Genomic DNA, 22852 nt, shown 5'->3' on the forward strand with positions numbered 1-22852 from the left:
CCGTAAATTATGCTTGTAATTACCGGTAAACCAAGTCTACAAACTTTATGGGCACCTGTAGTAAGCCAAAGCTATTTTACTTTTAAAACAGCATCGGCTTGGGCTGCAATGGTTTGCTGTACGGCAGGTTTTAAGTTTTTGGCTTTAAACGTTTCTTCCATTTCCTTAACCACGGCTTGGGCAGTTTGGGTATCACCTTCCAGTACAAAACCTTTGGCTAGGTGCCGGTAAGCCCAGTTTAAAGTAATATTATCAATACCGTTATCGCCTTTAGAAGCTTTAAACACTTTGCTTAAATTATTAGCCGATTCGGTTAAATCGCGGTTGCGGGTAACTACGGTGTTGGTTTGGGCATCTACGGTTTTAAATTTCATGCCGCAATTTACCCCCAGCACCAGTTCGGCATAAACGCTTAAGTCGTTGTTTTTGTACTTATCGCTTACCAGTTTCATGTCGGCCATGCCTTTGCGCAAAGTAGGGCTATCAGAACCTAGCAAGTAAAACAACATACCGGCATCGTCGGTAAAATACAAATCGGCAATTTCGTCTTCGGCTTTGCTCAACGGCGATTTTACCCGGATTGTAATTTCTTCGGACTGCAAAATACTGCCATCCAGGTTCAGGTAAGCCGCTTTTAGTTTGTAAATACCCGGCTGATCGAAATAAAAACCATCTTTCCCGTAACCAATATAGGCGCTCGCGTAAGCGGTATTATTTTCCGGCGCTAATTTTTCTAATTTAGGAATGGCACAATTGTGACCCACCGATTCGTACGTTACTACGTGGCCATTGGGTTTCCGGATGCCTACTTTTACCTGCTCATATTTGGGGTGCAGGTTGGTATTTACCAGTTTGCCATTTAAGTCCATGGCCCGTAGTTTTATTTCTACTACTACCGGCTCGCCCAGGGCATAAGCCTTTTTAGCCGCTGCTATTTCCAGTTTCAGGCCACTATTGTTTTCCAGCATTTCGGAGGCAAATACCTCGGCGTGGCTGTGCGGTTCTTCCAAACCAGCCCCGGCCGCCCAATCGTTGCCACCCATAATTACGGCACTCCGGAAACCATGCCGCATGTGTGTTAATTCGCCGGTATCAAAATTAAACCCAAAGTTGGTCCAATAGCTGCCAGCCCCGTTTAGTTGGTCGTAACGCCAATCGTAGTTCATCCAGCTTAAGCTGCTGGGCCTCGCTTTATCCCAGGAATGCAGCAAATTAAAAGCGTGACCCAGTTCGTGCACATAGGTATACAGCAAATGCCGGTTATAATCGTTGGCACTGGGATGATACGACTGAATGGTATCCTGGAAAACAGCACAACCCTGGCGGTGCGGCCGGGAGCCTAAGTAATCGAACATAATGCCCAATAAGGTGTTGCTGGTGGCGCGCCGGGCGGCAAATAACCAAACCGACCATTGCGGCTGATTGCTGAATACACTAAAGTGGTTTACCATACTGGCGTGCATTTCGCTCTCGGTCCAGCGGCTATCGGTACCGGCCTCATTGGTATTAATAACGTTGTTATTACCTGTATACACCATATTAATACCGGCTTCCTGGTAGGCTTTAACCACGTTTAAAATCCGGTTTGGGCTGGGGTTGGTAAATGAACCGGTGTTGTAATCGCCCAGCAGCGTTGTACCGGCCTCTACATCAGTTTCCAGGCGTACCGTCCGGAAGTAACTCGACTGAAACGTACAGGTATAAACTGCCCCGGCGGTAGTATTATTAAAGAAAGTAACTGTAGCGGCACCGGCGGGCTGGATAATGGTACTCCGGGGAATCGAAATCCGGATCCGGTTGGCCCACATGGTGCGGGTGCCGGTAATTGCCCCGTTTAGTACCGCCAGCGTACTGGTGTAGCTTATGGTTGGACTGTTCAGGATAAAAGAACCATAATAACTTACCACGCTGCCCATGGTAAAGAAATCGAAGCTGGCCATATTTAATTTACCGGCCCTATCTACATCTACCCGTAAATCGAGCCGGAAACCGGAAGCAGTACCGGCATAACTTCCCGAAACGGTGCGGCGGGCCAGAATCGGTCCGGTTGGAATGGGCGTTGGTATTGGGTCGGCAATGCCCTGGCTGCTCCGGAATGCCGCTAAATCTGGTTCAGACTTTTCATCCGGATAAACAATATCGTCGGGGGGAGCCGTTAAAGAAGGGTCCGGCCCGATTACCAGATTGGCCGCATTATCCATTTCCGGATGCTGGTGATCTGTTAAGCCATTGCCCTGGAGTAAATTGGCTACCCCGGCAGCCTCCAGGTTGTCGGTAGGGTTGGTGGGGTCGGTAGAACCCGGTGTAAGGTTAAATGAATTGTTCATAGTTTTAAAAAATTAAGATGATGAATTATGAAGGGGAAGCAGAAAATCTAAAAAGGGAATACTCGCCTAAGAAAACATAGGCAACACCGTACCAGCAGCGTTTCAAAAGCAAACCCTAGTTTTTGCTTTTACTCCTGGCCAACAACACAGCAGAAATAATTGAATTGAATTTTAGACCTGATGGCTAAATAGAAGCTTTTGATAGCTCAAATATTAAATTTATCTGGTTTCATAAAACCTGTTTTACCCGCATTAGCCTGAATTAATTGTTGCTTTTCTTTATATGTAACATAAAGAAAATAAAGCCCATAGCTACTTAAGCGCCTGAATAGGTTAAGCTAAAAACAAGGATTAAGAAAACAGAAAATTGTAGAAGATTTAGAACAACAAAGCCAGTATTTGCTTTGTACCACCAGGAGTTTTACCTGATTCTTAAAACCGCGCGCTGTTTCAAAAAGATCAGGTTTCAGGCTTGTTATGCCTATTGTAAGCATTGTGCTATTAGCTAAAATGCTAATTACAAAGCAATTATACTCAGGTATTTATTCTGGTGCAAGCAAAACCAGAAATATTTATAAAATATACTTAAAAGTAAGTATAATTATATATGCAATATTTTCATTACAAGTAGTTTTAGCCCTGTAGAACCAGAAGAATTAAAAAAACGAGCTAATCTGCATTAACGCGTACAAAATAAAATACTACTTACACGCTTAAAATCTTACTTTAGCAAGGGCATTTTTCATCTTCATTCTGAATCTGGTCTGTTTATTCTGAAAGCAATAAAGGGAGTCTTTGTATTGGCCTGATAGCTATAATATTTTTATTGTTTAATAAAAAATGGGTGGTGTTATCACCACCCATGGCGCATTTGCTACGTCTTGAGCATAACCTTTAATTCCTGAGCAAAATATTTATCTTATTTAATACCCACAGAAGTAACATCAGGTTTAATAAAGCAGCTTTTAATCTAAACGCCACCGCAAGCCTATAAAACTCCGGCGGCCCTGCATGGGGGCATAATTGTAGGAAGTATCAAAAGTATAATTATTCGGGTTATCTACGTCTACCTTTTTATCAAACGGATCAAAGGGGCGCATTAAGGGATTTTGGGGCAGAAAATTGTATAGGTTTTTTAAGCCGCCGTATAGCTCCAGCCCATAGGGTAGCTTTTTTGTTAGCTGCAAGTTATCCAGCGCAAACCACGGCGATTTTTCGGGACGATAATCATTTTCCAGCACCGGTAAAAACATGGGGCCGTATAGCCTGCCCGTGTAATCGAGGGTAAGACCGGCTTTTTTAAAGGTATAACTAACGGCATAAGTACCCGAAACTTTCGGCGCGTGGAGTTGCGGAATTTTTTGCGCTTTACCAACTTCCTGCTCCTGCCTAGAATATACATCCATGAGCGTAGTGCCCAGGTTTATTTTTAAAGGAAAGGTAAAAGCCCAGTCGAGGTTTAAGTTTAAGCCGCGTGAAATGGCATAGCCTCGCAGGTTCTGGTAAATTATCTGGTCCGGGTTTGTCAGGAAATCGCCAATAATCCGGTTGGTAAAGTAGGTGTAAAACATGCTGCCGTCGAGGGTAAGATAGCCGTTAGGCCGATCAATAAATTTCTGGTAATTCAGGCTGGCATTCCACGAGCGTTCGGGTTTAAGGGTTTCCGGCACTACTACTTCGCGGGCACCGGTAAGGGCGGCGTGCTCTTCGGTAAACAAGTTTACTACCCGGTAGCCATTGCCCACATTCAGCCGGAAAATATTGCTCATATTAGGTGCGAGTTTAAAACTGGCCCGCGGCGAAAATATACCTCCGTGGGTAAAATTATAATCGTAGCGCAGGCCAAACAATGAAGTTAGTTTTTCGGTATTTTTTATTTCGTCTTGCACAAAAAAGCCGGGTAAATACAAGCGTTGGGGTTGGTTATGGCCGGCGCGGGTTTGGGTACCCGGCGTATTATCGTCGTAAAAAGTAAACCGGAATGGCAAACCCATCAGTACATCGTGCCGCAGCCACTGCTTGTTCCATAAAAACTGGCTAAAAGCAATATTTTGCTGGGCCCGAAAAGCAGTATTGCCGTAGGCAGAGTTTTGGCGGTGACTATTGTAAGAAAATTGCCAGGTAATGGGGGTGGGCACCGGCAACTGGTAAGCGCCAATTATTTCTAAGCGGCTGGTATAAATAGATTCGCCGTAAATGCTATCGCCGCCTCGGAAAGCCGGTGTCCATTGCATTTCGCCACCCCAACGATCTTCGTACAAATAGCGCGCCGCCAGGTTGGCTACTTTGTTTTCGGGCCGGCTCAGGCTCCATTTATTAAAAACAGAAATCCGCTTTTGTAAAGTAATATCGGTAAAATTATCATGGTTCACATCGCGGCGATTACCAAAGTTAAAAGCATTGATGCCTACTAACGTATGGGCTTTTTTTACCTGGGCTTTCAGGGCCACATCGGCATTAAATTCCTGGTGCGAGGTAGCCATTATTTCGGCCGACACTTTGGGCGCATCGGCTGGGTTTTTGGTAATAATATTGATTAATCCGCCTACGGCTTCTGACCCATACAAGGTAGATGCCGGGCCTTTTACCACTTCTATGCGCTGCACCAAACTATTGGGTATGCCGCTCAGACCGTATACGCTGGCCAACGAACTTACAATGGGCATGCCATCGAGGGTTACCATGGTGTAGGGGCCTTCCATGCCGTTTATATGAATATCGCCGGTGTTGCACACATTGCAGTTAAGCTGGGGTTGCACACCATTTACCATTTGCAAGGCTTCAAAAATGCTGGGCGTAGGATTTTTCTGGAAAAGCTTGGGCGTATAAACCGAAATGTGTACCGGCGACAGCTTGGCGTAAGTTTCTTTCAGGTTACCGGTTACCACTACCTCTTGTAGCGCCTGCTCCGATTTATTTAAATGAATATTGAGCGTTAACTCCTCCCCTTGTACCGTTATGGGCTTTTTAATTTTTTGGTAACCAACTGCGCTTACCTGTAGCTGGTAATTACCCGGCGTTAATTTTTCTAACTTAAAATACCCGTCTTCATTGGTGTTGGTACCTTGAGTGGTGCCTATAAGGCCTACAGTTGCAAATGGCACGGGTTCTCCGCCCGACCGTACCTGGCCTTTTATTTCTCCGGTTTTTACTTGAGCCTCAATATATCCTACTTCAATAATTAGAAGCAACCAGCATAAAAGTAGTTTTTTTATCATAGATATATCAAAATTTAAATTTCAGCAAATTAAACAACAATATACATTATATCATAAACATATTTTTAGATAAACCTAAATTCAACAACAGTATACTTCTAAAAACCGTACATGGTTGTTATAAATACTTTTAATTTGTAGTAATAGAAGAGTAAACCGGAGAAAGGCAGAAGCGCTACTAAGTAAGTCTTTGCAATTTATTTTTCACCCACTTGTAAATAGGCTTTTCCCAAACCAAGTAGGTAAATACAGAGAAGACCCACAGTAAAGTAAATTGCAGTAATAAACTATTATCCACCATTTTGGCGGCAATGTTCCCGACCCGGCCTAAATGAAACAGGTAAAAGGCATAAGAAGCATTGCCCAATAAAATAAATAGCGGCGAAGAAAGGATTTGGCTTAACCAGGATTTCTCATGCATTAAACCATAAAGCAGCACCACAATGCTAAAAGGAAGAATTAAATTATGCAGCCCCATTCCGTACCAGGTGGTAATACCCGCATTATTACCTTTGGCTTCCATAGTAATCAGAAATAAGAGCAACCCGAACAGGCTTAAACCGCTGTAAGTGTAAAAACCAGGGAATGGGGCAAAAGTAATTTTATAACTAGTTCTGGAATTTAAGTAGTAGGCTAATCCCATTCCCATAAAAAACTCAGTAGAACGGCCAAAAAAGGTATTCCAGGCAGTAAAACTTAAATCTGGCATAAAGCCATAAGCATTGTAACCTATAATACTTAATATATGACCAATACCAGTTAAAAACACTCCCGTAAGCAGTGTGAGAATATAAGGTAATAGTATACTCCCTTTACGGGCTAACCAAAAAATCAGAGGGGCTAGGGTGTAAAAAGAAAGTTCAACTGTTAAGGTCCAGGCCTGTACTACTCCAGATAAATGCACCTTCTTAAAATAGCCTTTTAACAAGGTTAAGTGTAAAGCTAAATCTGGTATAGAAAAAAGCCACCGACTGTGCAGTTCCCAAAACACCGGAATATACAAAGGCAGAATGCGTCCAAGCCGAGTAAGGAAGTAGAACCAATAAGTCCGGACCGATGAAAAAGAATAATGTTGATACTGATGAGTTATCAAAAAGCCACTAAGAACAAAAAAAATCGCTACTCCCGTATGAAACTCACCAAGCAGCTTAGCTACCCAATCCGGAACATGCAGCGAAATTGCATAATTATAATGCAGCAAAAATACCATAGAAGCAGCCACAAACCGTAACCCGGTTAAAGCCGGGAAATACAATCTGGATGGCTGCTTCCGCATAAGATATAAATTAATCTTCTTCTAATCCGCCTTTCCGGAGCTCTTCTACGGCGCGCATTACTTTGTCTTTCTGGATTTCGCGATACTGTTCCAAGCTACCGGCTATAACCGGGTTGGCGGTGCTTAATATTTGGGCAGCGAGTAATCCGGCGTTGGCCGCCCCATTCAGGGCAACGGTGGCAACGGGCACCCCGGTTGGCATTTGCAGAATAGATAACACGGAATCCCAACCATCGATAGAATTGCTGGATTTTACCGGTACGCCAATAACCGGCAAGGTGGTAATAGCGGCAACCATACCGGGCAAATGTGCGGCTCCGCCGGCGCCGGCAATAATTACTTTCAGGCCGCGTTTCCGGGCATTTTCAGCGTAATCAAACATGCGGTGCGGGGTACGGTGCGCCGAAACTATGGTTATTTCAAATGGAATATTTAATCCTTTTAAAATATCGGCGGCCGCCTGCATAACTTTTAAATCGGACTGGCTGCCCATAATAATACCTACTACCGGCGTTTGGGTAGCCTCGGGAGTTGTGCTCATGCTTTTACTTTTACTAAATCTTTTACGTTTTCGGTTTTCTGGCGAGCTTCGGTTAGGCTGGCGGCCGTTATGGTTAAATGGCCCATTTTGCGGAAAGGCCGGGTAAATTTTTTACCGTATAAATGGATGGTTACCCCCGGCACTGCCAGTGCTTGCTCGGCACCTTCGTACCTGGCCTCGCCGAAAAAACCAGCTTCGCCCAATAAATTTAACATAACAGCCGCGCTATGTAAGGCGGTATTGCCCAAAGGTAAATTTAGAATGGCCCGTAAATGCTGCTCAAACTGCGAGGTATGGTTGGCTTTGTACGTATGATGACCGCTGTTGTGGGGCCGGGGCGCTACTTCGTTTACCAGCAATTCGCCTTCGGGTGTCAGAAACATTTCTACGGCCAGTAAACCAACCATATCAAAAGCAGTAATTACTTGGGTAGCCAATGCCTGGGCGGCGGCTTCTACGGTAGCAGAAATATTGGCCGGCGAGAACAAATAATCTACCAAGTTGTGCTCCGGATGAAAAGAAAGTTCTACGGCCGGGAAGCACCTCACTTCGCCGCGGGCGTTGCGTGCGGCAATTACAGCAATTTCTTTTTCAAAAGGAACGAGCTTTTCCAGCACCGACGGCTCCGCAAAACTTTTATCTAAATCACTGGCCGAGGCCAAACGGATTACCCCGCGGCCATCGTAACCAAAGCGGCGCAGTTTCTGAAAAACCGGAAAGAAATCCAAGTTTTGGGCGAGCTCGGTTTGGTTTTCGATTAACCTGAAATCGGCGGTAGGAATATTATTTTCGCGGAAAAATTGCTTTTGCAAGCCTTTATCCTGAATAATTCTAATGGCTTCGGGGTTAGGATAAACTTTTATGCCTTCGGCCTGTAATTTAAAAAGAGCCTCTACGTTTACGTGCTCAATTTCAATGGTAAGCACATCGCATTTCCGGCCAAAATTATAAACCGTATCAAAATCGGCGAAACTGCCCTGGTAAAACTCCTGACATAAATGCTTGCAGGGCGCTTCGGCATCGGGGTCCAGAATTAATGTGTACAGGTTTAAATCAATTCCGGCTTGCAATAGCATGCGGCCTAATTGTCCGCCGCCCAAAATACCTAACCTGGTTTCTCCGTGTATCATCTTTGAATTTGTAATCAGGGTTCAAAATTAGAAATTTTCTGTTAAAGCAGGCTTTATTTTTCGGCTAATCCGGGCTTTGTTACCACACGTAAGCTTTTACCCCAAAACCAGAAACAGGTAATAAATTGAAAGATTTATGGCCCAGTACGCGATAATTTATTGGGTTCAACGGATATTTAACACCTGCGTAATGGGAGTTTCGTGGGCTATGCCTACATTTACTTCTGTAATTCTGGAAATATGGAAATTTTACTCGCTACTTTTTCGGCGTTGTTCTCTGTGGTAAACCCGTTTGGCGCCATGCCGGTTTTCCTGACTCTTACCCAAGACGACACGGCCGAACACCGGAACTTAATGGCCCGGCAAGCCAGCATTTACATGTTTTTGGTTTTAACGGTATTCTTTTTTGCCGGGCAATACGTACTCAACTTTTTTGGGTTACGCATTCACGATTTGCGTATTGCCGGCGGCATCATGATTTTAAAAGCGGGCTTCGATTTATTGGCTACCAAATCGGAACCGGGCCGTAAAATTTCAAAAGACGTGGTAGAAGAAGGTATTCAGAAAGAAGATATTTCTTTTACCCCGCTGGCTATGCCTATGTTATCGGGACCGGGAGCCATTGCGGTGAGTATTGGTATGTTTACCAAATCACTTTCTTATGTAAACATGGGGATTACCATTCTGGCCATTTTGCTGGTAGCCGCAGCCAGTTATTTTATTCTGATTTCATCGCACCGGCTTACGCGGGTAATGGGCAAATCAGGTTTGGCCGCTCTTTCTAAAATCATGGGCTTTATTACGTTAGCCATTGGCGCTAATTTTATTACCTCGGCTTTAATTGCGCTTTTTAAATAATATATGAGCACCAGTTTAAGCCTTTTTAAGCCTGCCAGAAAATCTTATAGCAACCAGAATAAACCTCAAATATTTATATAGCCTGGTAAGCATACGCCAGCGCCAAACAATATTTATTTTATTTTATACTTTGGCTGGTGAGCGAAAAAGGCTTGTCTTGGGGTTGCAAGCCGCGGTTTAAAGCGGGCTGAGGGCCCATTTCAAAATGTAAAATCCCGCCGTTTACAATATCCTGGTGGCGGATAAAATTAGCGGTATAAGGTTTGCCGTTTAGCGTAGCCGATTGAATATATACGTTTTCGGGACTATTGTTATTAGCTTCTACGGTAAAGCGCTTGCCGTTTTCTAAGGTAATAGTTGCTTTGTTAAATACTGGGCTCCCGAATACGTACTCGTCGGTGCCGGGGCAAACACTGTAAAAACCCAGTGCGCTTAGTACATACCACGAAGAGGTTTGCCCTTGGTCTTCGTCGCCGGGATAGCCATTTTCGGTGGCATTATACAATTTGCGCATAATGGTTCGGGTTAAGTCTTGGGCTTTCCAGGGTTCGCCGGCATAATTATACAGGTAAGGCATGTGCTGGATGGGCTGGTTGCCGTGCGCGTATTGCCCCATGTTGGCCATTACCATTTCGGTCATTTCGTGGATGTGCCGGCCGTACGTACCTACTTTTACGGTATTGGGCACTGAGAGCACCGAATCTAATTTGGCAGTAAAATTCTTTTCGCCGCGCATTAAATTAATTAGCCCTTGTACATCCTGAAAAACCGACCACTGGTAATGCCAGGCATTGCCTTCGGTAAAAGGCCCACCCCACTCTACCGGATCGAAATTGGGCACCCACTCGCCGTTAAGCTTTTTGCCCCGCATAAACCGGGTAGTTGGGTCGTACACATTTTTATAATTATACATTTGCCGGGCAAAAATCTGCTCATAAAATTTATTTCCGGTAAGTTTGGCCAACTGGTAACCGCAAAAATCGTCGTAGGCATATTCTAAAGTTTTGGCAGTTGCTTCGCGGTACTGCGGATATGGCACATATCCCAACGTAAAATATTCTTTCCAGCCGTCGCGCCCGTTGGCCGGCCCCCACGGACCTTTATTGGTAACCTCGTGGTAATATGCCGCCAGCGCTTTTTGCGGGTCGAAAGTACGAATGCCTTTTACCCAGGCATCGGCCAGCAACGAAATGGCGTGGTTCCCAATCATACTGCCGGCCTCGCCCGGAAAAGACCACGAAGGCAACCAACCGCATTGCTCCTGGGCATCGAGCAGTGCACTTACATACTGGCCGTGCATGATGGGGTGCAAAATGGTATTTAAAGGAAACTGCGCCCGGAAAGTATCCCAGAAACCGGTATCGGTGTATAAATATCCCTGGTGAATTTTGCCGTCGTAAGGGCTGAAATAATAAGGTTTGCCGTGGGCATTTAATTCAAAAAATTTACGCGAGAAAAGGCTGGCCCGGAAAAAACAAGAATAAAAAGTAGCTTTCTCGTCTTCGGAGCCCCCATTTACTAAAACCCGGCCCAGGTGCTGATTCCAGATTTTTTCGGCCGCCGCTTTGGTATCTTCCAGCTTTTTAAATTTACCTAACTCTTGCTGCAGGTTTAATTCGGCCTGCTCCGGGCTTATATAAGACGAGGCAATTTTAGCTTGTACGGTTTCGCCGTTTTTAAACTGCAGGTAAGCGCCTATGCCTGCTCCTTCCTGCGCGAGCACCTGGTTTAAAATCTGGCCTTGCCGGTTCTCCCAAATACCTTGCGTTTGGAATGGTTTATCAAAAATTATAACAAAGTAATTTTTGAAATTTGGTTGTAAGCCCCGGCCGTTGCGCACATAGCCGGTAATTTTGCGTTCCTTTGGCCAGATTTTTACCTGGCTCATGCCGGTGTATCCATCCAGCACAATATAAGAACTCCCCGAGCGCGGAAAAGTAAAACGCAGGTGTGCCCCCCGTTCCGTCGGGCTCATTTCGGTGGTAATATTATTATCGAGTTTTACTTTATAATAATGCGGTTTGGCTATCTCGTTTTGGTGCTGAAACCGCGCGGCCCGCTGGTATTGGTTTAGCGCTAACTTACCCGTTACCGGCATCAGCGAAAAAACCGCATAATCGTTCGTCCAGGAGCTGCATTGGTGGGCCTGCTGAAATCCCCGGATAGAATCGGCGGCAAACTGGTATTTCCAGCCATCGCCGTTTTTACCAGTTTGCGCCGACCAGGTATGCATGGCAAACGGCAAAGCGGTAGTGGGGTACGTGTTGCCGCGGGTTAGCTCAAAAGAAGAATTGGTGCCCTGCAAGGTATTTACATAATTTACTAGTCCCGGATCGGCGGCCCGCCCCGTAAAGGTTACCGGCAACAAAGCAATTATTAGAAAAGCAATTCTGATATACATTATATGTGGTGTTGTGTAATTTTGCCTTTGGCTTACCGGCATGCGTAAAGGTTAAAAGAATATTTTTTGACAGATAGCCATTTAGCCGCTAAGGCTTTATTTTAATAAGGCCAGCCGGGCGTATATTTCTACCATAGCCGCCTGATCGATTAATTTTTTGGCGTTGCCCTTACCCAATAAATTCTGGTTATCACGTTCCTGTTGCCACACGCGGTCGGCATCGTCGATAATAAACTGTAATTGCTTTTTATTTTTATCTACCTCATACAAGGCCAGGTAACCGCGTAAAAAAACGGCATTAAACCAATAATCGCGGGGTAATTTATGGTTGCGGTAAAAATATTTTTCGGCAACCTGGGCAATGCGCTGGGCCTCAGCTAAATATTTTTTGTCTTTGGTAATGCGGTAAAACATTACATTAGACTGCAGCATGGTGCCGGTGTTGTAGGTATAGCGCGCCGAATCTATTTTCAGGCTGGGCAGTTTAAGGGCATCGTAATAAACCCCTTCGGGTGCCAGCAAATATTTATTTGTCCAGTTGTAAAGCTCAGTGGCCGTTTGGAGATAGCTTTTTTGCGCTGTAGCCCCGTAAAGCTGCAAGGCCAGAATAATGCCCGGACCATTAGAACAGGTATTTTTGGTTGTTTTATCGTTTTCCCGCCAGTACAAACCGCCGCCACCGGCCTCGTCGTAGCCGGTAAGCATAAACTTATAAATTTCTTCGGCTAAAGTGAGGTACTTTTTGTTTTTGGTGCGGGCATACGCATCCATGTAAGCAATACCAATCCACTGGTTATCATCAATGTAACGGGTATCTATTTTTTCTTTTGTTACATACGCCTGGTACCCCGGGGCCGGCGGATTGGCATTGTAATATTGGTTAATGGCTTTAATAACCGGGTCCATGTACGTTTTGGAGGGCTCCAGACGCTCCATTTCGTTAACCGCCTGAATTAAACCGCACAAGGGCCACAAATAAGAATGCGGATTTTCGTTACGGCTAGTATTATTCGTTTCAATAAATAAACCGGTAGTAGGCTTATAAAAAGTCTGATAAATATTATCGTGCAGTAGTTTTACCCGGTTTTTATACTCGGCTGGCGTTGTTTTTTGGCCGAACACAGGACTGGTCAGGTAAATAATTAAGGCAAAAACAAAACTAATTTTTTTCATGGGGTTGGGCAGCAAGCAGGAATATTAAGCTGTATACTAAAAACATAAAACGTTTTAGCAAGTAAAATAATTAAGCGCATTAAACAAATACATTCGGGTTAAATTTATTACAATCATCATTAAACCCCTTATGTATCTCAAAAATTCAGGTGCTGATATTCTGTTAGGTGTTTTCTTAGGGAAGCAAATTGCTTAGCATAAATATTAGGTGGCGTATACTTTAGCCGCTTTTACCTAAGCTACTTTTGGTATTTTATGTAGTACGGGGAATATTTTGGCGTTTAACTTTTTGGCGATAACTTTTAACCTTCGGCCGCTTCGCTTATCTTTGTGCCATGCAGTTAAAAAATGATTTGCTTTTACGGGCCGCCCGCGGCGAAGAAACTGAACGGACGCCAGTGTGGCTTATGCGCCAGGCCGGCCGGATTTTACCGGAATACCGCGCTGTACGCAGCAGCGTAAGCGGCTTTAAAGAACTGGCCGAAACGCCGGAGCTAGCCGCTGAAGTTACCATTCAGCCGGTAGATTTACTGGATGTAGATGCCGCAATTATTTTTTCGGATATTTTGGTAGTACCCGAAGCCATGGGTTTGCCTTACGACATGGTAGAGCAACGCGGGCCACACTTTCCCAAAACTATTCAGTGCCTGGCCGATGTAGAAGAATTGCGTTCGGAAGATGCCCACCTGGAACTGGAATATGTATACGAAGCCATCCGGATTACCAAAAAAGCCTTAAATGGCCGGGTGCCACTGCTGGGTTTTGCCGGTGCCCCCTGGACGATTCTGGCGTACATGGTAGAAGGCCACGGCTCCAAAACGTTTTCAAAGGCCCGCAAAATGTTATATACCGAGCCCCAGATGGCGCATACTTTACTGCAAAAAATAACCGATACTACTATTAAATATTTGAAAGCCCAGGTAACGGCCGGGGCCAACCTGGTGCAAATATTCGATTCGTGGGCAGGTATTTTATCGCCGGCACAATACCAGGAATTTTCGGGGCGCTACATTGCCCAGATTTGCGCTGCTATTACCGAAGTGCCTGTAACCGTATTTGCCAAGGGTGCATTTTTTGCTCTTGCCGATTTTGCCCGCTTAAATTGCAGCGTTGTTGGCCTGGACTGGAATATGGATATAGCAACATCGCGGCAAGCTATTGGCCCAGATAAAACCTTGCAAGGCAACCTGGACCCTTGCGCGTTGTACGGTTCTTACGAACAAGTTACCGCCGAAACCCACCGGATGCTCGCTGCTTTTGGCCCCTACCGGCATATTGCTAACTTGGGACACGGGGTTTACCCCGATACCGATCCTGATAAAGTAAGATGTTTTGTGCAGGCAGTAAAAGAATACCGGCATTTGCCGCCCCATTAAAAAAACTTATTTAGCTATTTAAAAGAAAAATCCTGTTTATCGCGCTGCGATAAACAGGATTTTTCTTTTAAATGGGTTTCAAACACAAAACCCTTCATTGTTACGGCACAAACTAGTCTAATAGCAAACGTGCTCGTACACCCGCTGTTCTTTAAGGTAACCTTACCCGAAAAATATATTTGACTAAATTGTTGCCATTTTTTTACCAATTAATAAAATTGCAGCATTAAAATCCACAGTACCTGTTAAGTAAAACCTACCCTCTCTCTATTTATTTCTTAAGCCTTTTTAAGGTGCCGCATTCCCATGTCTTAGGCACTGAGCAAAGGCTTGTAGTCTTAAATCCCAAGCCCTTACTATCCAAAAGCTAATAAACATTACCTGGTTTATTGTTTATGAAAAATCAACTAAAAAGAAAATAAAAAAACTACAGCAAACTGATCTATAATTTAATATCAATAGCCTTACCAGCGTGAATAATTTAATACAATTAACCTACGAAGCAAAATCCAATATCTTAACCGCCAAATGGCACGATGACCTGGAAGTAGAATCGGCTTTATTTATCCAAACCATTATTACCCTGTTTACCACCATTCAGCAAAATAAAGTCTCTAACTTAATTTTAGATTCTGGTATACCCATGGGTGGCGTACTGACGGATGGAATAATTAACCAAATACTCCAGCACGTATCAGAAACGCCTCTACGCAATATTGCTCTGCTGGAATCGCCGGATTTCCATTGGGATAATAACTTATACCAGGTTATTCAATTAATAATAAATACCAACCAACTGCCAGTAAACCTTAAATTAGTAAAAAGCCGTACGGCGGCAAAAGAATGGTTTGCGCGGCGGCAAAAGGCAAAACTAAAATTGTCCAGCAGTTATTAAACCAAGTAGCTGTAGTTATTGAAATATTTAGCCTGGGGTTTACAAACCTTTGGTAACGGCTTTCATTTTAGCCAATGCTGTTTGCGCTACCAGCAAAGCATCCTGGGCGTAGTAACTTTTATTAAAAACTTCAAAAGAAATAATGAGTGGCCGGTCGGGCGGGCGCAGGGCTTGCAATATGCGGCGGATGGGTGCTGCCCCGTCGCCGGTATAAATCCGGTCGGCATCGGTAATGGTGGCCCTATCGAAAGTAGCAGCATAATCGTTTACGTGAAAAATTTCAATGGCGGGTTTGCCCACTAAATGCAAACTATCGAGGCTGGTGCCACCTTTGTACAGGTGGTACACATCGAGCAGGAGCCGGGCCTGCGGATGCCCGCTTTCGGTGGCAACGTACAAAACATCGCTCAGCCGGCTTAAATTTTCCGAAAAGCCCCATAATTCGAGTTGAGGTACTACCCCGGTTTGCTGGCCTAATTCTAATATTTGGCGATACCGTTCGGCGGCTTTTTTTAAATCCAGGCGGCTACCCTGGGTAGCGCCGGCAGGCGGAGCGGCGGTGCGGGGGCAACCCAATTGAGCCAACTCGTCCATTTCGCGTTTTAGCAAGTCCAGGCCTTTGCGCCGGTTGGTGTCATCGTCTACAATCCAATTGGCAAAGCCAATGGCATTTTCTACTTTCAGGCCCAGGTCTTGCAGGCGTTTGCGCGCATCGGCTAGGGTACCACCGGCGTCTAAATATTCCTGCAAAGAATTCATCCAGATTTCTACCGACCGGAAACCCGCTTTAGCCGCTACTTCCAGTTCTTTTACAAAGCCCAGCTTCTGGCCCCGAATGGTGCTCATGTTCAGGCAATAGGTAAAGCTTGGTGGGGCAACGGGTTGGGCCTGGCCAGCACCAGGCAACAAAGCCAAGCCGGCGGCAGCACTTAACATTTTTAAAGAATCTCTCCGGTTTACAAAAGAATCAGCCATGCTGTAAAACTAATATTTAAGCTTTAAAATACAACTTCAGGTTAAATTATTCTGCTTACAAATAGCCTAAGTACCTCTAAAATAGCTTTTAAGGCAAGTTGTATTTAAACAACAAGTGTAGCTAATACAGCTAGGTTACTTAATTTAAAAAGGTATGCTCCTGCCCGCCGGTTCTGATGCAATTAATATTATATTTACCGGTTGCTTTTTATATTTTTTAGCCAATATGGAGCCAGAACCTTTTTACAAAAAGAGTACGCTTATTTTATTAGGGCTTACCCTGGCAGTATATATTTTATATATGCTGTCTGATATTCTGATTCCCTTGGCCTTTGCCGGATTATTCGCCATCCTGCTTAACTCGGTGCATAATAAATTAATGGCCCTTAAAATACCCCGGGTACCTTCTATTGTACTTACCGTTTTGCTGGCAATTCTGGTAGTAAGTGCCATTTTGTATTTTTTGTCCCTCCAACTCATTCAATTCGGCGAAATGCTCCCGGAACTTAAACAGCGGTATAAAAGCATTTTGCTGGACCTGGAAACCTGGATTTATAATACCTTCGGGATTAGCATTCAAAAGCAAACCAAGTTTTTAAACGAAACCGTTAGTAAAAGTAAAAACCTGATTGGCAGCACTGTAACCGGCGCTTTGGGTGTTTTTAGCGTAATATTTTTAATTCCGATATATATTTTCCTGCTGCTTTATTACAAAACCTTGATCCTGAATTTTTTATACGAGGCTTTTACGCGGGCCCACTCCGACCACCTGGCCGAAGTACTCCAGGAAACCAAAACAGCTATTAAAAGCTACGTAGTTGGTTTGTTAATCGAAACCCTGATTATTGCGGTTTTAAACTCTGGCGCTTTGCTTTTGCTGGGCGTAAACTATGCCATATTACTGGGTATAATTGGGGCCATCTTAAATTTATTGCCTTACATTGGCGGCCTTGTGGCACTTTTTTTACCTGTGCTCATGGTAACCATTACCCAAGATGGCTACACCACCCAGTTATTAATTATTCTGGCATATTCGGTTATTCAGTTTGTCGATAATAATTTTCTGGTGCCCATGATTGTTTCGTCTAAAGTACAGATTAATGCTTTAATCTCGTTACTGGCGGTGCTATGCGGCGGCGCTTTATGGGGGGTTTCGGGTATGTTTTTATCTATTCCGTTTATCGCTGTGCTCAAAATAATATTCGACCGGATAGAATACCTTAAACCTTGGGGCAAACTTTTCGGCGACCAGGTACCGCAACGGCACAAAGGCGAAATCTGGCGTTTCCGGCGCAAACCCAAAGCCGTGAAAACGGCCAAAACTTAAATAAATATTAATACCAGCATTTAACGGTCGCCCTACACTAATGCCTAAACAGCAAAATTTTCCTAAATAAACCGAGAGTTTTTAGGCCGCGCCGGCAACCAAGTTAAGGCTACAGCGGTAGTATCCAAATCAAAATAAATAGCTAAATATGTAGGCTTTTGGCCAGTATGCTTATAAAATGGCGGGCCGGCCTTACTTTTGTTTATTCAAAAATCAGAAAATGCAGAGTAACTACAACGAAGATCACAATCCCTGGCAAACCCTTTCGTCGCAAAATGTTTACCAAAACCCCTGGATTAGCGTACGCGAAGACCAGGTAATAAACCCCAAAGGCGGCCAGGGCATTTACGGCGTGGTGCACATGAAAAACAAAGCTATTGGCATTATTCCCATCGATGCTGAAGGAAATACTTACCTGATTGGTCAGTACCGGTACGCGCTAAACGAATATTCCTGGGAAATACCCATGGGCGGTGGTTTAATCGAGATAGATTTACTGGAATCGGCGAAGCGCGAATTAAAAGAAGAAACCGGTTTTACCGCCCGCCGCTGGACCAACATTGCCCGTTTGCATACCTCTAACTCCGTAACCGACGAAGAAGGCTTTGTTTTTTTAGCTGAGGATTTAATTGCCGGCGAAACGGAATTTGAAGAAACCGAAGACCTGCGCATAAAAAAATTGCCTTTTGCCGAAGCCGTACAAATGGTAATGGACAACAAAATAACCGATTGTATTAGCGTAGCTGGTATTTTAAAAGCCCAAAAAATATTAAACGAGCGCCAGGGTGCTTAAACTTTAAAGCCTTTAAAGCGGAATTTTTAGGGTAAACCTGTGGTTTTAGCTACATAATTCCTAATTTTGAGGGTGATGAAACTGCTTAATCTGATAGTCCGGAAAATTTATGCTGCCTGGTGTGTGGTATCTTTCCTGGTGCCATTTTTCCTGTTTTATCCGTTATTTGTGGTTTTTACTACCCGGCCGGCCTGGTACCGCCACGCCCATACGCTCAACCGGCTCTGGTCGGGTTTGCAGCTCCGGTTGTACGGTTTGCCGGTAACTATAAAAGGACGTCAGCACATTAAAACCGGTAAAACGTATATTTTTGCGCCCAACCACAGCTCTTACATAGATATTCCTTTGCTATTGCAAACCATTCCGGGTTTTTTAAATTTTGTCGGGAAAGATGGTTTAGCCAAAGTACCTTTGTGGGGGCCTATTTACAACAAGCTGTATATTACCGTTGATCGGCGGAACCCGGTGAGCAGTGCCCGTTCGTACATCCGGTCTAAAAAAACCATTAAAGAAGGGCGCAGCATTGTTATTTTTCCGGAAGGTACTATTTCGGAAACTGCCGGCCACGATATGCTGCCTTTTAAAGATGGTCCGTTTAAACTGGCTATTGAAACCCAAACGCCGCTGGTACCGGTTACCATGCCCTATAACCACATTTTTTTACCCGACGTAGACGGCAAATTTATTGTGCAATGGCATCCGCTTAAAATGATTATTCACGAACCTATTGCCACCGCCGGCTTAACCCTGGCCGATTTACCTAGCTTAAAAAATAAAACCTTTAATATTATTCAAAACGAACTTAAAGCCCACCAACATGAGCACCGATATACAAACCATCCGGAAACTAGCCCACTTAGCCCGTCTGGAATTTGACGAAAACAAAGAACAGGAAATGCTGCAGGACCTGAATAAAATCCTGGACTGGATGGAGAAGTTACGCGAACTAGATACTTCGGCTGTAGAACCGTTAACCCACATGTCGGAAGAAGTAAATGTTTTGCGCGAAGATGTGGCTTTAAACGCCATAACCCACGAGCAAGGCTTGCGTAACGCTCCTAAAAAAGATTCGGATTATTTCAGAGTACCCAAAGTACTGGAATAAGCTTAACCCGCCTGCATGAAACAACTGCTTTTTAGTTTTGCCACGAATAAGGATACCCGGTATCCTTTTCTTTTTTTACTGCTGGTAAGCCTGTTGGCCCTGGCCGCTGCCGTTTATTATTATTTTACCGGTTCTGACCAGGTGGTTCCCTGGCAAATAGTTACCGAAGCCCAGGCCGTAAATTTACCAGTAGATAAAATATCGGTACTCTTGCAGGAGTTTCCGGTGCAACTAAAAGGCTTTATTTTAACCGAGCAGTTCGAAGCCGGGGTTCCTAAACCTAATCTGGTAGCCGCCGGTATATTTCTGGGTTTGCTTACCATTGCTTTAATCTATTTTTTGGCCGTAGCCAGTACTTTGCGGCAAACTTTGTTTTTTGCGGCTTTGCTGCTCCTAATGCTATTTTTAGCCACCTTTAATTTTGATTTACTGGGCATTTTTGGTGGCCAGAAACAATATTTACTAATTTCTATTTTAACCTTACTGGGTGGCACCACCTTTTTGCTCCAGGCCTTTTTTCCGAATGTTTCTTTTACCCGGCGGCTAGTAATTTTTACTTTACTCGTTACCGGTATTGCTGTTTTTTTATACACCACGGCTCCACTCCCGGCCGGCCACATTACTTTACATTTAATTAATTATAGTTCGCCGGGGTTTCTGGTAGGTGCGTTGTTATTTATATTCTGGGTATCGTGGGAGAATATTCTGGGTTTGTTGTGGTTTAATACCCAATCCGAGAATCCGCAGCGCCGCTTTGGCCTTTGGCAGTTTCTGCTGATTGTGGGTTTGTATTTACTCAACCTGCTTCTCTTGTATTTCCGGCAAACCGGCTTGCTGGATCTCGACATCGTATTGCTCAACAGCTTTCTGATTCTGCTTATTTCGGCAGTGGTTGGGTTTTGGGGTACGTTTCAGCGCGAGCGGGTTTATCAAAATTTTATCTCTTTTCAGAACGGGGCTTCTTTTTTATACCTGGTTTTTGCGTGCGTGGCTTTTGCCAGCATTGGCTACGCCTTTGCCACCGTCAACGATTCGCTTATCCGCACCTTCTCCGATTTTATTGTATACACCCACCTGGCTTACGGCTTTATTTTCCTGATTTATATCCTGGTAAATTTTGGGCGATTATTAGGGCAAAGGCTGCGGGTTTACCGGGTAGTTTACGAACCCAAAGTAATTCCGGTATATACTATTTACATCATGGGTACCATTTTACTCGTGGCCCTGTTGTTCCGGACTAATTACATGGTTTACAACCGGGCGGTGGCAGGTTATTATAATTATTTAGGCGATTATTATACGGCCACTGAAGGCGATATTCTGGCGCTTAAATTTTACGCCGAAAGCAGTGTTTACGAACATAATAATTTAAAGGCCACTTACGCCCAGGCGGCCATTTACCGCGAAAAAGATTACTGGCAAAGCGAAATAAACCAACTAAACGAAGCCCGCAAATTATACCCCGACCCGAAAGTTTACATCCGGTTAGCAAATAAATACCCCGACCAGCAGCATTTCTTCGACCGCATGTTTGCTTTAAAAGAAGGTCTTAGAAAATTTCCCGAAAACGTGCCCTTGTTAAACAACCAGGCATTGGTTTACGCCAGCACTTCTATGGTCGATTCGGCCGAATATTTCTTTAACCGCGCCGAAAACCAGAAAGAATGGCAAAATACCATTACGAGTAACCGGCTGGCATTTTACCTGCTCAACGGTTTGGGCAAACAAGCCATAACCCTGGCGCAAGGCCAGAAAGCCGGAAAACACCTGCCCCTTACCAGTAATTTGCTGCTCCTGGAAAGTTTCACAAAACAAAAATTAGCTACCGAAGCCCTGCAACTGCCCACGGCAAATAAACTACTGCCCGAAACTTTTACCAGCTTTTACCATGGCATTTTGCGCAACCGTATACCGGCAGATAAAAAAGCTTTAGACCGCATAAATATTTACCTGGCGAGCGAAGAAAATTCGGCTTATCATTTAGATTTAAAATTGTTGCGGGCTTACGTGCAACAACGGCTTAACCAAACTTTGGCCGCCCGCACTACGCTCGAAAACCTGGCCGGCACCGAAGCAACTTACTCGGCTTATCTCCTCGACCTGATTGGTTTGCAGTTACTTCAGCAAAAATTATACACCGAAGCTGCCAACCATTTTGCCCAGGCGCAAGCCAAAGGTTCGCCGGACGCACCTTTACACCACCTGTATGCCTTAGCCTTTTTACCTAACCGTGCCACCGATGCTTTGCTTTTGGCCGGTGAATTGTCGCAGGCCAACGACCCGGCTGTTGCTGAGCAAGCTAACCGGCTGCAGTTTTTGTTACAGGCTTCGGCTAACCAGGTAATCCAAAGCGGCCGGGATTCTTTAAAAGTACAATATTTGCAGTTAAACCAAGGGCTCAACAGTAACCTGTCCGGTCAGGAATTTGTAGCTATTGCCAGCTCCGTAAATCAGCCGGAACTAAAAAATATGGCTCAAAAAGAATTAACCGCTTTTTATGTAGCTAACCAGAACTGGCCCGCGGCCATGCAGGTGCTCGATAATTTATTACCCCAGCTTACCCAAAAAAATAAATTATTATCGGAGGTTAATATTTTACAGGCCGAAATAATGCTGCGCACGGAGCAACTAGATGCTTTGGCCAAGGCTTTGCCCCTTATGCACCTGGAAGGCTTAGACCAAAACCTGAAATTATTTTACCAGGCGCAAGTAGCCGAAAAACAAAATAATGTACCCCAGGCCCGCCGGTTTTACAACCAGGCTTTAATGGCTATGCCTTACCATGTACCTACCGTACTAGCGGCAGCCAACTTTTTTAACGGTAAACTAAACCGCAAAAACGAGGCTTACGATTTGCTGCTCAACAGCATTACTTACAATCCGCACGAGCCGGCCATTTACAAAGCATATATTTTACAAAGTGTAGAAGCCGGCTACGCTGGTTTTGCCGAAACTGCACTGGAAGATTTAGCCGAATTAATTTCGCCGGCCGAAATGGCTGCTTTCCGGCCCGAGTACGAAGCCAGAGTTAGGCAAAGAGAAATAGCCTTGGGTTTAATCCCGCAATAACCTGATTATACCAAATAATAAAAAGACCTCTGTTGTAGATTAGATCTGGCAGGTTTTAAAACTTGCCGGATTGATACTCCTAATATTTAGTATTTATTTTGCTGCTTACTATGGCAGCAACTATTTACCAGAAGGGATTATTTTGTCTGATTTGCCCGTTGCACAACCTGAATAAAAGCGTTGTAAATATTGTTTGCTCCGATTAATGAGGTCAGAAATATTTACTCATAAATAATTTAAAAATTTACTTTGTACAAGGTTTCTACAACAGTTGCCCAAGGTTAAAACCAGGTATTAGGGGTAAAACAAACTTCCCGAAAAGCCATCAGAGCTTGGTTTAAATTTTAACTTTCGAAACTAACCTGTAAATTGCATTTTGTAAGCCAAA

General features: G+C 44.3%; 16 protein-coding genes. 8 read left to right on the forward strand and 8 right to left on the reverse strand.

The features are described 5' to 3' along the window. Positions 1 to 71: 71 nt before the first annotated feature. The 5 genes from ACO1R6_RS13940 to ACO1R6_RS13960 form a co-directional block, all read right to left on the reverse strand. Positions 72 to 2327, reverse strand: a complete 2256-nt coding sequence (locus ACO1R6_RS13940) for a hypothetical protein (RefSeq protein ID WP_486265484.1) — start codon at positions 2325 to 2327, stop codon at positions 72 to 74. Positions 2328 to 3292: 965 nt separating this feature from the next. Beyond that, on the reverse strand, positions 3293 to 5545 hold the full coding sequence (locus ACO1R6_RS13945) for a TonB-dependent receptor (protein WP_486265485.1): 2253 nt from the start codon (positions 5543 to 5545) through the stop codon (positions 3293 to 3295). Positions 5546 to 5723: 178 nt separating this feature from the next. Next, complete coding sequence (locus ACO1R6_RS13950; RefSeq protein WP_486265486.1) at positions 5724 to 6821, reverse strand: acyltransferase family protein; 1098 nt, start codon at positions 6819 to 6821, stop codon at positions 5724 to 5726. 10 nt (positions 6822 to 6831) lie between these two features. After that, positions 6832 to 7362 carry a 5-(carboxyamino)imidazole ribonucleotide mutase gene (gene purE, locus ACO1R6_RS13955; RefSeq protein ID WP_486265487.1) on the reverse strand — a complete coding sequence of 177 codons (531 nt, stop codon included), beginning with the start codon at positions 7360 to 7362 and terminating at the stop codon, positions 6832 to 6834. Then, positions 7359 to 8492, reverse strand: a complete 1134-nt coding sequence (locus ACO1R6_RS13960) for a 5-(carboxyamino)imidazole ribonucleotide synthase (RefSeq protein WP_486265489.1) — start codon at positions 8490 to 8492, stop codon at positions 7359 to 7361. The genes purE and ACO1R6_RS13960 overlap by 4 nt, the downstream gene beginning before the upstream one ends. 240 nt (positions 8493 to 8732) lie before the next feature. Between ACO1R6_RS13960 and ACO1R6_RS13965 the strand changes: the two genes are divergently transcribed. Then, positions 8733 to 9350, forward strand: coding sequence for a MarC family protein (locus tag ACO1R6_RS13965; RefSeq protein ID WP_486265491.1), 618 nt, complete (start codon positions 8733 to 8735; stop codon positions 9348 to 9350). 118 nt (positions 9351 to 9468) lie between these two features. On the opposite strand, the gene ACO1R6_RS13970 is transcribed toward ACO1R6_RS13965, so the two are convergent. Continuing rightward, positions 9469 to 11751: a GH92 family glycosyl hydrolase gene (locus tag ACO1R6_RS13970; protein ID WP_486265493.1), complete on the reverse strand. Its 2283-nt coding sequence runs from the start codon at positions 11749 to 11751 to the stop codon at positions 9469 to 9471. A 96-nt stretch (positions 11752 to 11847) separates the two neighbouring features. Then, on the reverse strand, positions 11848 to 12924 hold the full coding sequence (locus ACO1R6_RS13975; protein ID WP_486265494.1) for a glycoside hydrolase family 76 protein: 1077 nt from the start codon (positions 12922 to 12924) through the stop codon (positions 11848 to 11850). Positions 12925 to 13259: 335 nt separating this feature from the next. On the opposite strand from ACO1R6_RS13975, the gene hemE reads away from it, so the two are divergent. After that, complete coding sequence (hemE, locus tag ACO1R6_RS13980; protein WP_486265496.1) at positions 13260 to 14300, forward strand: uroporphyrinogen decarboxylase; 1041 nt, start codon at positions 13260 to 13262, stop codon at positions 14298 to 14300. A 472-nt stretch (positions 14301 to 14772) separates the two neighbouring features. Next, positions 14773 to 15195: a hypothetical protein gene (locus ACO1R6_RS13985; RefSeq protein ID WP_486265498.1), complete on the forward strand. Its 423-nt coding sequence runs from the start codon at positions 14773 to 14775 to the stop codon at positions 15193 to 15195. A gap of 39 nt (positions 15196 to 15234) precedes the next feature. On the opposite strand, the gene ACO1R6_RS13990 is transcribed toward ACO1R6_RS13985, so the two are convergent. Then, positions 15235 to 16170, reverse strand: a complete 936-nt coding sequence (locus ACO1R6_RS13990) for a sugar phosphate isomerase/epimerase family protein (RefSeq protein ID WP_486265501.1) — start codon at positions 16168 to 16170, stop codon at positions 15235 to 15237. Between the two features lie 154 nt (positions 16171 to 16324). Here ACO1R6_RS13990 and ACO1R6_RS13995 point away from each other — a divergent pair, with 154 nt between their 5' ends. From ACO1R6_RS13995 to ACO1R6_RS14015, 5 genes are all read left to right on the forward strand, one after another. Then, positions 16325 to 17497 (forward strand): AI-2E family transporter, encoded by a 1173-nt coding sequence (locus ACO1R6_RS13995; RefSeq protein ID WP_486265503.1) that lies wholly within the window; start codon positions 16325 to 16327, stop codon positions 17495 to 17497. A 220-nt stretch (positions 17498 to 17717) separates the two neighbouring features. Next, entirely contained in the window at positions 17718 to 18290 is a 573-nt protein-coding gene (locus tag ACO1R6_RS14000; RefSeq protein WP_486265504.1) for an NUDIX domain-containing protein, read from the forward strand. 75 nt (positions 18291 to 18365) lie between these two features. Beyond that, positions 18366 to 19166: a lysophospholipid acyltransferase family protein gene (locus ACO1R6_RS14005; protein ID WP_486265506.1), complete on the forward strand. Its 801-nt coding sequence runs from the start codon at positions 18366 to 18368 to the stop codon at positions 19164 to 19166. After that, the gene (gatC, locus tag ACO1R6_RS14010) at positions 19108 to 19395 is read left to right on the forward strand and encodes an Asp-tRNA(Asn)/Glu-tRNA(Gln) amidotransferase subunit GatC (protein WP_486265507.1); all 288 of its coding nucleotides are present in this window, start codon (positions 19108 to 19110) and stop codon (positions 19393 to 19395) included. Before ACO1R6_RS14005 ends, gatC begins: the two co-directional genes overlap by 59 nt. Positions 19396 to 19410: 15 nt before the next feature. After that, positions 19411 to 22464, forward strand: coding sequence for a tetratricopeptide repeat protein (locus ACO1R6_RS14015; RefSeq protein WP_486265508.1), 3054 nt, complete (start codon positions 19411 to 19413; stop codon positions 22462 to 22464). The last annotated feature ends 388 nt before the right edge of the window (positions 22465 to 22852 follow it).

It is taken from the genome of Adhaeribacter sp., from assembly GCF_057359045.1.

Bases quoted from the DNA above. Each gene is read 5' to 3' on its own strand.
- ACO1R6_RS13940 (WP_486265484.1), bottom strand. From the start codon at position 2,327: ATGAACAATTCATTTAACCTTACACCGGGTTCTACCGACCCCACCAAC.
- ACO1R6_RS13945 (WP_486265485.1), bottom strand. From the start codon at position 5,545: ATGATAAAAAAACTACTTTTATGCTGGTTGCTTCTAATTATTGAAGTA.
- ACO1R6_RS13950 (WP_486265486.1), bottom strand. From the start codon at position 6,821: ATGCGGAAGCAGCCATCCAGATTGTATTTCCCGGCTTTAACCGGGTTA.
- purE (WP_486265487.1), bottom strand. From the start codon at position 7,362: ATGAGCACAACTCCCGAGGCTACCCAAACGCCGGTAGTAGGTATTATT.
- ACO1R6_RS13960 (WP_486265489.1), bottom strand. From the start codon at position 8,492: ATGATACACGGAGAAACCAGGTTAGGTATTTTGGGCGGCGGACAATTA.
- ACO1R6_RS13965 (WP_486265491.1), top strand. From the start codon at position 8,733: ATGGAAATTTTACTCGCTACTTTTTCGGCGTTGTTCTCTGTGGTAAAC.
- ACO1R6_RS13970 (WP_486265493.1), bottom strand. From the start codon at position 11,751: ATGTATATCAGAATTGCTTTTCTAATAATTGCTTTGTTGCCGGTAACC.
- ACO1R6_RS13975 (WP_486265494.1), bottom strand. From the start codon at position 12,924: ATGAAAAAAATTAGTTTTGTTTTTGCCTTAATTATTTACCTGACCAGT.
- hemE (WP_486265496.1), top strand. From the start codon at position 13,260: ATGCAGTTAAAAAATGATTTGCTTTTACGGGCCGCCCGCGGCGAAGAA.
- ACO1R6_RS13990 (WP_486265501.1), bottom strand. From the start codon at position 16,170: ATGGCTGATTCTTTTGTAAACCGGAGAGATTCTTTAAAAATGTTAAGT.
- ACO1R6_RS13995 (WP_486265503.1), top strand. From the start codon at position 16,325: ATGCTCCTGCCCGCCGGTTCTGATGCAATTAATATTATATTTACCGGT.
- ACO1R6_RS14000 (WP_486265504.1), top strand. From the start codon at position 17,718: ATGCAGAGTAACTACAACGAAGATCACAATCCCTGGCAAACCCTTTCG.
- ACO1R6_RS14005 (WP_486265506.1), top strand. From the start codon at position 18,366: ATGAAACTGCTTAATCTGATAGTCCGGAAAATTTATGCTGCCTGGTGT.
- gatC (WP_486265507.1), top strand. From the start codon at position 19,108: ATGAGCACCGATATACAAACCATCCGGAAACTAGCCCACTTAGCCCGT.
- ACO1R6_RS14015 (WP_486265508.1), top strand. From the start codon at position 19,411: ATGAAACAACTGCTTTTTAGTTTTGCCACGAATAAGGATACCCGGTAT.